This window comes from Cytobacillus horneckiae (genome assembly GCF_002835735.1).
In the GTDB taxonomy this organism is placed as follows: domain Bacteria; phylum Bacillota; class Bacilli; order Bacillales; family Cytobacillaceae; genus Cytobacillus; species Cytobacillus horneckiae.
Map to the genome: position 1 here is coordinate 40,132 of NZ_PISD01000076.1, position 9,956 is coordinate 50,087.

The 9,956-nt window shown below is 34.7% G+C and carries 7 protein-coding genes; 1 reads left to right on the top strand and 6 read right to left on the bottom strand.

Features of this window, described 5'->3' with window-relative positions; all coding sequences use genetic code 11:
- Positions 1 to 17: 17 nt before the first annotated feature.
- On the bottom strand, positions 18 to 1,118 hold the full coding sequence (locus CWS20_RS25560) for a DNA cytosine methyltransferase (protein ID WP_066192408.1): 1,101 nt from the start codon (positions 1,116 to 1,118) through the stop codon (positions 18 to 20).
- A 199-nt stretch (positions 1,119 to 1,317) separates the two neighbouring features.
- Here CWS20_RS25560 and CWS20_RS25565 point away from each other — a divergent pair, with 199 nt between their 5' ends.
- Positions 1,318 to 1,734 (top strand): very short patch repair endonuclease, encoded by a 417-nt coding sequence (locus CWS20_RS25565; protein WP_276328342.1) that lies wholly within the window; start codon positions 1,318 to 1,320, stop codon positions 1,732 to 1,734.
- Between the two features lie 196 nt (positions 1,735 to 1,930).
- Here the strand turns inward: CWS20_RS25565 and CWS20_RS25570 are convergent, their stop codons facing one another.
- The 5 genes from CWS20_RS25570 to CWS20_RS25590 form a co-directional block, all read right to left on the bottom strand.
- A complete protein-coding gene (locus CWS20_RS25570; RefSeq protein WP_066192403.1) occupies positions 1,931 to 3,082 on the bottom strand; it encodes a phospholipase D-like domain-containing protein in 1,152 nt (383 codons plus the stop codon).
- Positions 3,083 to 3,210: 128 nt separating this feature from the next.
- Positions 3,211 to 5,109 (bottom strand): TnsD family Tn7-like transposition protein, encoded by a 1,899-nt coding sequence (locus tag CWS20_RS25575; protein WP_066192400.1) that lies wholly within the window; start codon positions 5,107 to 5,109, stop codon positions 3,211 to 3,213.
- A gap of 6 nt (positions 5,110 to 5,115) precedes the next feature.
- Positions 5,116 to 6,762, bottom strand: a complete 1,647-nt coding sequence (locus CWS20_RS25580) for an ATP-binding protein (protein WP_066192398.1) — start codon at positions 6,760 to 6,762, stop codon at positions 5,116 to 5,118.
- A complete protein-coding gene (locus tag CWS20_RS25585; protein WP_066192397.1) occupies positions 6,755 to 8,914 on the bottom strand; it encodes a TnsB C-terminal domain-containing protein in 2,160 nt (719 codons plus the stop codon). The genes CWS20_RS25580 and CWS20_RS25585 overlap by 8 nt, the downstream gene beginning before the upstream one ends.
- Positions 8,905 to 9,756: a heteromeric transposase endonuclease subunit TnsA gene (locus tag CWS20_RS25590; protein WP_066192396.1), complete on the bottom strand. Its 852-nt coding sequence runs from the start codon at positions 9,754 to 9,756 to the stop codon at positions 8,905 to 8,907. Before CWS20_RS25590 ends, CWS20_RS25585 begins: the two co-directional genes overlap by 10 nt.
- Positions 9,757 to 9,956 lie beyond the last annotated feature (200 nt).

The following is a 9,956-nucleotide window of genomic DNA, read 5'->3' on the forward strand; positions in this document are numbered from 1 at the left end:
AAGCCTATATAAATCATTTATATTGCCACTGCATTTTCATTTTCATCAACTTCAGTTCTATCATATACAGTATTTAGCGCTGCTATAAAATTTTCTGCGATTCGTCGGATAACCGGTACACTCACAGCATTTCCAGCCTGTTTATATAGGTGACTGTTTGCCATGCCTTCTGGAATTACATAGTCTTCATCAACTGGAAAACCCTGAAACCGAAGCGCCTCTTTTGGAGTTAGTTTGCGATAGCCCCAATCGTCAATAATTAAAGGTACGTTATGCCCTCCAGTACCCATATTCGCAGTAAGAGTCGGACATACATTACTTTGATTTTCTCTTATATACACTCTTCGAAGTTGATATACAGTATCCCTGCTAGTCATTGCCTCCTGAATCATAGTGTAATACTGGCTAGTCCCTGTATAATAATAAGCAGGATCTTGCTGTTCATTACGATCAAGAATATCATCAATTGTTCTAGTTAACGGAATTCTGTCAGGCCAAACAAAATTATTTAAAGCCTCTTCACTTCTAAAGCCTACTATAAATATTCTTTCACGGTTTTGCGGAATATTTCCATATTCCATAGTATTCATTACTCTACTGTCAATGTGATATCCACTTTCCCGCAACATTTGCTCGATAACTCTAAATGTATTTCCTTTATCATGTCCTTTTAAGTTCTTCACATTTTCCAAGAAGATTGCTCTAGGCTCTTTAGTACGAATAAAACGAATTACATCGAAGAACAGTGTACCGCGCGGATCTTTTGCTTCAGTATGCCCTCCACACTCCGGGCAGACTGCATCGTTAATATACTCTTCATAAGTAACACTATGTTCATGTTCGCAATCATGACATTGGTACTTCATACCGTGCCTATTACCTGCAACAGAGAACGCAACACATGGCCAACCAGCAGTAATAATATCTGTATCCGGCATTTCATCTGCATGAACATTACGAATATCTTCTTCTTTTAATTCATGTTCAAAATTTGCTCTATATGTGATGCAAGCATTCTTATCCATTTCATTTGCCCAAATAATGTTTGCGCCTGCTTGTTCAAAACCTTTGTCAATTCCACCTATACCTGCAAAAAGTGATGAAACTGTATATGGCATTTTTTAGCCTCCTATTATTTCATTATGCGAATGTACGTTCTCGATAATGAGTTATAATAACTTATTTTATCATAAGTTGTCGAATCTGGCTGCCCCCAAGTTTATTTTTGTAGAAATATTTATTGGAAACTATAAATGGTTTAATATACTTCGGTCTTGGAAATTTATATAATACAGAACAATGAAAGTGTGATTATTAGTGGATAATTTGACTAAAGAGCAAAGAAGAAAAAATATGCAGGCAATTAAGTCAAAATCTAAACTAGAAGATTTGGTTACGAAGGCACTTTGGAAAAGAGGAATAAGGTTCCGAAAAAATGTCAAGGAATTGTTCGGAAAACCCGACATTGCAATTAAGAAGTATAAAGTGGTGGTTTTTATAGATTCATGTTTTTGGCATGTATGCCCCATACACGGTAACCTCCCGAAAAGCAATGAAACATATTGGGGAAAGAAACTTGAAGGAAATCAGAAGAGAGATATGGAGGTAACAAAGTATTACATTGAGAATGGGTGGCGAATATTGAGAATATGGGAACATGAGATAAAAGAAGATATAAATTCTGTATTGGACAAAATAGTTGGTACAATACAAGCGGCAAGAAAACTTTCTTAAATTCCCGCCGCTAGATAACATATTTTTTAAATTTGTCTCCTAAAATCTGCATAGGCCTTTGCAAAATTAATTTTGAACTTGAGTTTAGTTTAGTTACTTTTACAGAGTCTACTCAAGTTCTTAATAAGACATAAGTTAATTTAGCAAGTCGTAATGCTTTTGGTTGCGCCCTAAAGTGCCTATTCATTAACAAATGTTAATACTTTTTATTATTTTCTTCAAATTCTTGATATGTTCCTGTTTCCGCAAAATCAATCTGGAACTTATATTCATCCAATTTTGTAACTACAACTGAATCTATACCTGCATCTTCTAAATGCTTTTTTGTAACTAAAGTTCTGGATGGGATTTTTAAAATATGACGGAGCAGCCATTTCCCTAAAGCCTTGTTTGGCTTAGACATAAAGCCTTTTCCTCCACCTTGGCAAATTTTTGCATTTAATTCCTCACCATTTGGTAATAACAATGTAAACGGTTCTTTATCACCAGTTTCAGGATCGTATGGGAAGAATCCCTCAAATTCCCTATGAATCCATGAAGGAATAGGAATATAAACTTCGTTCTTATGCCGATCTCTTCCACCTGCATTCCATTGATTTAAACCACTCTTTTCTTCCACATTACCAGTTTTTGCAGAATAAAGAGGTAAGATAACTGAAGGGTAACTTTCCTCGAAACCTTCGTGTGATAGATAAAGAGTTTTTGCTTCTTCACTTAATAGGAAAGAAAAAGGATCTTCTAAGATATCAACAGTAAAAGTATCTAATGGTTTATTTGTTATAAATCTTTTATATAAAGTACTTTTAGATTTTGAAAATTTATATTCGTGGCTTCCATCAGAAAACCAAATTGTTTTTTTAGTTGTCTGTTTTTTATCAATTTTTAATTTATTAATATTAATAAATTTCAATTCTTCTTCATGAATTTCAAAAGAACCATTTTTTCTAGTTACAAGATGGTAAATCATACTAGTTGCATCAGTCATATCTAATGCAAGTTGAATACGATCATTTCTTAAATTTGAGATAATATGCATTATCTCTTCGTCTGAACGACCTGCAAATTTTTCAAGTGCATCGTTAAATTCTGCTATTTTCTCAACACATTTACCGTTGCGGTGTTGAAAGGTTTTTAATGCTATACCTAAGCCTTCTTTAATAGCATCAAACGTAATATCACTTCGAGACAAATTTCTTGCATCAAATGATCTACAAAAAATATTTTCAGCAGCCCTGTAATATAAGTTAGGAATATCACTATCAGAGAATAAGTTAGATAAAGATCCTACTGCCTGTAATGTTCTTATATACTCTTGGCGTTGTTTAGTTTTTTGATTATCATAAAACAATTTATTCCCCCCTTTTTCTAACTACCATCGTATCAAATAGTTAAAGAAAATTTAAGGACCAAAAAAAAAAGCAGAGATTATACTCTCTACTTTTACATAGTACACAATTTACTGTGTGTATAACGTTATTACCGTTGGAGCGTGCAGTTACCCTTCTCAACAATTAATTTTAATGCATCTTCTTGAAGTTCCATCTGAAACTTGGCTCTAATACCTGCCTTACGGTATAGTCTCCATAATGTTAAATCCTGTCCGTCTTGTTTTAACTCTTGTACAGCCCAATGTAGCCTTCTAATTTGAAAGTCATTAGTACTCTCAGTTTTCTCATTCAAAAACGCTTTAGTCTTTGGCATTTTATCAAGATGTTTTTCCAATAATGGTCTCATTGCAATTCTACTACCTACTGAACTAATAGTAAGACGTAAAGGCTTCCCGATGGATAACATGTCATCGACAGCACTCCTTACATTTTTGTAAATTTCCTCGTCCCGACGCTCCCAGTCAACCCTATTATTATAATTGACTTTTGATTTTAATTTTGGAGAGTTTTGATTCAACCATTTCCTATCGTTTCGGTACAACCAAGTAAACACTCTATTGTTAAGTTGGCGTAATTCTGTCTTACTGCTGAGCGGATACTGTTTTCTTATATTAAGCCATTCTCCTCTGTAACTTCCTACCTTCTTTACAGTAGAATTTTGCTTAACCGTGTTTATATTTTTCTCTATTATTTTACTTTTCTTCACCCAATATGTTTGTAATCCTAGTTTTTTTGCATATTTTTTTACAGTGGCTGGGTCTACTCCCAATTGTCTTGCAGTTTCCCTCAAACTGAATCTTTGGTTAGTGAGTTGTTTTAGTTTATCTTCCCATATAGGTCCAAATTGCTTAATCTTTGTTTTTCGGTATCTGTCTTTATCCTCGTGATCTGGTCCTGTTCTGAGGTAAATAAAGCCGCAACCGCACTTAAATATCCCTATGGGACTTTTACTATCCGTTCCATACTTTAATTCTATGTCGGTTATAACAGGGCTCATATAATGACTAGCAGCAGGATTTAAACATGGCCATGGCTTCTCTCCAAAAGGTTTATAGTCTATTTTTTTATTAAAAAGATCTGAAACGGAAATTCCAAGGAACTGCATAAATAAAAGATGTCTTATGGGGTGGGTAGTTCTATTATTTCTAAGTAGCATATCATTCAGCCAATTGTTATTATTATTGATATCTGATTGCATATTTTCCAATAAATCATGACCATAAAAGTCTAAAAAGGCACATAGCAATTCTTTCTTTCTTATCCTACCGTTTACATTTGCAAAACCAAGTTCTTTTAACCTACTTAAATACTGCTCTTTAAACCAATCTAACGACTTACTTTCCACCATATTACTTAACAGAAATTTAACATCATCTGTTATATTGATTGCCTTTTCCATGATTTTATCAGAGTAATATTTTTCTGAGGTACATATTTTACAAAATTCGGGAGCGGCTAATCTATAATCATGTTTGTTATAACCCCTAACAGGGACTTGGCTATCATATAGCGGAGTGTTATGCTCTGGACAAATAAGGACCCCCGGAATTTGATGTATTCTATGCCAATACAATTCCCCAAGATTACACATCTCTTCTTCAGCGCATTTAGGGCAAAATTTAAAGTACTGATTAAATTTTACTGAACTTGCCATTAAACCAATCCTATTATATATACTGCCTCCAGTATCACCAATCATAGATTCTTTAACTTTAGAAGCATGTTCAAAAGGCAGGAAAGCAGAGTAGAATGGATACAGAGTATGATTTGTGATTAAATAATCGGGTGTATAATGATTTTCCAGAGGAAGATTACCCATTAAACGGTTAATATGAGAAGGCAAGTCCATTATTGCGGTAATACTATCAGTCCCGTATATATCCTGTTGTGTGGCTTTAATACTGACGTTTCCACTCCGAATATGATATCTTGCCAGAACACTGTACAATAACTCGTCTTTATAAGGTACAGGGAAAAAGGTTATCATTTCATTTTATCCTGTCTGGCCAAAATCACTGTCATGACTTTTGATATGACCATTATTACCAAGCACCTCGTAGGCTGTCCTATTTTCCTTCCGTCCTTCAATCACTAACATTCTTATATCATTCTCTTCAGAAATTTCCTTTTGCTTCTTCTTTGGTTTATTTAAAGCAGATATACGCTGAATGGCTTTCACAACCAGTTCATTGATATCTAAATTTCCTTGGTCCTCAATAATTTCCTCTATAACCCTTTGTACCTCTCTCGGCTCAAAATCTAATTCTATCAATTTCAAGATTACTTTATCTTTTATGGATATCCTCATTTCCTGTTCTTTCTTCATTTGCGTCCTTTTCATGGCCTCCATTTTCATTTGCAAATCGATAGAAGCCCTTTCTCTTTCCATAAATCCTAAAAAATCTAAGTCCAATGTACTGATATCCTCAAACTTTGCAATCTTACTTATGTTGCCCGACTTCAAAGCCTGAATCATTGGTTTAACAAGTTGTAAATGCTTATTAGCCACTTGACTAATGGTTTCTGGTGTTATTTCTTCCCTACCTGTCATAATGGCATCAATTTGACCCATAGCGTAAAGTTTTACCGCGATATCAATAATACCTTGGCTTTCCTCATACAAGATATTTTTAAAATCACCTGTAAAAGGAATCTGTTTCTTGGTCCATTGATAACCCCAAAGCGCATTAATCAATAACTCCCAGTTTTGGTTGTTTTTTAATCTATCCCAAATCATATCTCCTTGACCACTTCCCCGTCTTGCCTGTCTAAATTCACTTTGCAAAATAGACAAGCCTGCAGGTGTTCCTACTAATATAACTGGAACTCCAATTGTATTGACTAATGTCACAAAAAAATTCAGCATTTTTTGATCCCCACCACTTTTGGCTTTGCTTAAATGTTGAATCTCGTCTATAACTAAAACACCCAGCCCCGTGTTTCTCGCTATTTGAGACATAATCACTAACATATCATTTATTGTTTTTCTACCAAGCCCAAATTTTTTGTGATACTCTGTTCCCAACAAATCGTCGACCTTTCGAAAAAATTCCAAGGCTAGTCCTCTCAAGGAAGAATCAAAAGGACAATCGAGTTTAAGCCATGCTAGTTGATACATACTGAAATTTATTCCGTTATAGTCTTTGTGAACGATAACTTGAGGGTATAAGGACAAAATCCTATTTATAGCAGTTGTTTTTCCCATACCACTCACACCGATTATCGTAAATCCTGCTGCAGTTGTTCTAAAAGCACTGTTATTGCTTAATTCACTTTGCAATCCTTTTATATTTCGATGTCCTTCCTGCAAGCCCTGTGCATACCCGGCTCGAAAAGGATTTCTTGCCAAGTATCCCTGACGAATTACTCTGGAAATTCTACTTTCTAAGTCCAAGTGTATCCATAACGGCTGAAAGCATTGGAATAATCTTTGTACCAAATGAATGCGATAATGTTTATCTAGCATTCTTTCTTTTGAGTTGTATTCGGCATATATAGCCATTTTTTCAATGGCCACCTCTGTAGAGAGTATAGAAGGAAGTGCTTCAATGAAAGGATTCCCACTATATTCCTCAATAACCTGTTCACCGTATTCAGCAACAACAGCATCACTGCCATTTGGAATGATAACTCTATTCATCTTTCTTATTTAACGCCTCCTTCTGCTTTCTCAACAACAAATCAAACCCTGTATCTCCCATAAATTCTTGACTTTCAGACTGATAAAAAGGAACAACTTCAGAGTTATTTATATTAACTTTTTTTAATTCAAAGGCCTCTCCTTCGCGTTGAATCATTTTTTCAACAGCACGGTTATCCCGAATGCTACCTATTCTGCTCCTTTTACTAATTACATCCGTTTGTTTTTGAGATGTTTCCATTTTAGCCTGTTTTACAATCTCTTCGATTTCAGTGTTTAAATCAACTTTTGACTGTATTGTTTTCTCCTTGTGTTGCTTCGCTGTTTGTTTCTCGTATTCTAGTAAATTATTAATTTCTTCAACTACCTTTCCCTTGTACCGTTGTTGATGTTCCAATAAAAAACATTTATCAAATCCCAAACCGTCTTCATCTCGTAAATATAAATAATCCATATTTCTCGGATCATAACTTATTTCAATTTTCCAAGTGCCTCTGTTCCGTGCTTTTTCAAACCATCTTTCCTTTAATGACTGTTTTGACCCATATAGCAATCCTTTATATGCAATTCCCTTTGCAGTTACTGTAGCCTTACCAGTAGGCATAAGATTGAGTTTAACAATATCCTCTGAAACGTGACGTAACTTTCCTGATTTGTTGTTTATCCCCCATTCCCAGAGTTGTATTGGAATAGGTGCTATCCCATCCTCCACCATCATTTCTTCACGTTGATAGTTCGTAAGATAATGTTGATTATTATGGTATAAAGCACATTTAATAATCACTTGAGTAAACTGGTAAATATCCAATTGTGCTTCTAATCGGTAATCACGATCCCCACGTTCTTTAACAGGCTTAACTGCCCCCGGCAGAAAAGCCTTTGTTCTTGAATTGGTCAATCTAAAATGTTGTTCAATTATTCCTTTTAAATCAGCCCTGTAAGAGGGTGTATTTAAAACTTTTATTCCGAAGTTATTAATTAGGGGCTCCACTTTACTTCCCTCTAATTCCCCTCGGTCAGCCAAAATCGATTCTGGAAGATGTGCAACTGGCCACTCATGTTTTTCAATCTCAATTCCGAAGTCCTGACAAAAACTAACTTTATCAGAAGCAGCATTAGCCAAAGCCATCATTGCACCCGCCCATGATGGACCTTCTAATCCAATATAAAGACCGACTATCATTCTGCTATAAACATCCATTACGGAATAAATTACGGGTCGTCCAATTATCCAGTCACGATTAAATCTTGATAACAAGTACAAATCACCTACTGTTGCATCAATCTGATAAACTGCACCGGGGCCTAATGCTTCTGTTGTTGATTCACCTATAATTGCTCTATGATTTTGATCATAATTTTTTCGACCTCTTCTTAGGCTAATTTCTTTTTTAATGTCTCTCTCCTTTTCAAACCAGTACCTAAACTGGTTTAGTGATGGTATATCTCCGTAGGATTTTATTACTGGTATTTCCACTTTTCCTTTCACTTTACTATCTATACTAAAATACTCTTTTAACATTAGTTCGTAGGTAAGAGTAAGTGATTTTTCGGCAGATGAGTAATAATGCTTGTTTATAGCAGATCTAAATGTTTTTTTGATATTTTCATCAATATTTATTCCTTCTCCTGTTACTTGTCCATGCTTTCTAGGCCTTCCTCTCTTTACCTCACTTGCCTTCTTTTCCTTACCTTTACCTCCACACAAATAATAGTCAGGTAAAAGAGCATTTTTTATTTTACCTCGTTGCCAGTACTTCTTTAAATAACGAATAACTGTACTTTCGTGAATATTGTGGGCTTCACACTTTTGTAGAATTAATTTTCTTCTTTCTGCTGAGTGGTAGATAAATGGCTCCAACTTCACAATATCCTTTATGATTTCCCAAGCACTATCACGTAAGGACAGATGTTTTTCAGGAATATACTTTTCATTTATCAGCCGACTGAATGGATCCTTTTCAACTAGAACTATGCTACCCTTGTTTAGCCCTTCTTCAACTTCTGTAATATTCCTTTCATAGGGCAAAGAGGTGTTATGAATATCTAAAAAATATCCATAATCATGTGCTTTATTAAGCCATAATACCCTTTCTACTACTTTTTCATTTTCTAACGTATTAAAGGAAATTAGACTATTCACTACAAGCATTTTCTTTTTGCCTCCTCATGAGTAATTCGTGGCTTCACTTCAATTATTGGATTGGATAGATTAACATCAATTTGATTAGTCATATCTATCCCGATCTGTTTTGAAGCAATTAAAAACTTAAACACAAATAACCCTGTTCCCAAATCGTAATTAAACTCTTTGTCGAAGTCTGCAGTAATCTTTCTAATTGAATCCTTAGCATCTACTAATCTTTCTATTAGAGCATTGCCTAAATAAATCAGTTCATCCTGTGTAAAACCTCTTTCAGCATATGAATATAAGCAGGAATGCACCCATTCAATATTTTTTGCAAGCGGATTTGAAATTTCTTTTTGAGTAACAACTCCCCAATCTATTCCTTTTTCCATCCAATATCGGCGTTCAATCTCTAATCTTTCTAATGTCTTTTTCTTCTCAAGTTCCGAAGCCATTTTTATGCTTCTTGCTAAATGCAAATTAACTCCATCTGCTCTATTTATCGTTATCAGGAAATTAGTACTTAGTGTATATGGATATCCACTTTCTTTATCAGTAAATAGTTTGAAATTCAAATCTGATTTCTGTTTAATAGTATCTTCAATGTCCAATAGGGGAAAATGTTCTCGAATGTCCACAACTGTATCCTCCCACTCCAACATATAAAAGTAGCGAGCCTGCAAATCTGAAAATAAATGATGTACCCTACCACTCTTCCACCCTAGTATTCGTGATACTCTCCCCATAGAAGGAAAATCCTGAATAGTCAACCATGGATTATATTCCTTACCTGCTCCCTGTCCCCGTCCTTCTTTAATAAACCGATTATATTTATTCTCATTCCATGATTGATTACGTTTAGTCATATTTCACTTCCTCCACTGCAATATTGATTTAGTGCCCTTGTGAATTTTTAGTAACTCGATTCTAACGGGCCGGTTAGGTACATTCAATATCTTCAGCAATCTTTTTTATGAGTTTAAGAAAACATTATTCTCATTCTTCTCTTAACTGAAATATTTACCGTAAATAATTTTTGTAACAATGTTAAATGAGAATAAAGTTT

Excerpts from the sequence above, each read along its gene's own strand:
- CWS20_RS25585 (WP_066192397.1), bottom strand. The coding sequence starts at position 8,914 with ATGCTTGTAGTGAATAGTCTAATTTCCTTTAATACGTTAGAAAATGAA.
- CWS20_RS25590 (WP_066192396.1), bottom strand. The coding sequence starts at position 9,756 with ATGACTAAACGTAATCAATCATGGAATGAGAATAAATATAATCGGTTT.
- CWS20_RS25560 (WP_066192408.1), bottom strand. The coding sequence starts at position 1,118 with ATGCCATATACAGTTTCATCACTTTTTGCAGGTATAGGTGGAATTGAC.
- CWS20_RS25580 (WP_066192398.1), bottom strand. The coding sequence starts at position 6,762 with ATGAATAGAGTTATCATTCCAAATGGCAGTGATGCTGTTGTTGCTGAA.
- CWS20_RS25575 (WP_066192400.1), bottom strand. The coding sequence starts at position 5,109 with ATGATAACCTTTTTCCCTGTACCTTATAAAGACGAGTTATTGTACAGT.